This window comes from Pseudomonas viridiflava (assembly GCF_900602065.1).
Taxonomy (GTDB): domain Bacteria; phylum Pseudomonadota; class Gammaproteobacteria; order Pseudomonadales; family Pseudomonadaceae; genus Aquipseudomonas.
In genome coordinates this window covers 1-612 of the sequence record NZ_UWFN01000264.1, presented here as the reverse complement: position 1 = coordinate 612, position 612 = coordinate 1, and the positions used below count along the sequence as shown (strand labels likewise).

The 612-nt window shown below is 61.8% G+C and carries 1 pseudogene; it reads right to left on the bottom strand.

The window, feature by feature from the left end:
- Positions 1-266 (bottom strand): annotated as a pseudogene (locus EE949_RS15005) (type 1 fimbrial protein); the annotation flags it as partial.
- Positions 267-612: the final 346 nt, after the last annotated feature.

Below are 612 nucleotides of genomic sequence, written 5' to 3'. Positions count from 1 at the left end.
GTTTTGATGGCCAGGTTCGAAGTCGGTGCGGTGCAGCCGCTCACGCTGATGGTGAACGGCGTTTCGCCCGCTGTGCTGCCCACTGCGCTCAAGGCGGCGGCGCTGACGGTAGGCATCAGGATCACCGGATTCGCTGCGATGCCGTTGACCGCTACAGCACAGGTCTGATCCGACACCTGGCCAGTGAATGTGATGGTGTTCGGGGCGGCCGCGAAGGTCAGGGCTGGAGCGGCGGTCATGGCCAGGATCAAGGCAATGCGCTTCATGGTGGAACTCCTCATTAAAGATGGTTAGGGCTGTGCGTGGACGCCGTCCGTTTTTCGCCACAGGGCGTAAGGGGGCTGTCCAGGCGCCGCAATCTTATGGAGAGGAGGCGTGGGGTTTAATCAGGCGATTCTTAAAAGTCACGCCGGGGGGTGCGCCGACAGCACCGCCTGCGACTTTGAGGATCGTCTTATTCCGAGGGCCAGGGCCTTGGCTTAACGTTCCCTGATGAAGCTACGCCAAGCCTTACCTCCGCTCGACACGTCGCTCTCCACCCCCGCGGCGGCGAGAAAGCTACTGCGCCTGTTGTTCATCGCTCTGGTGCTGGGGTTCTACGCTGGCGTCTAC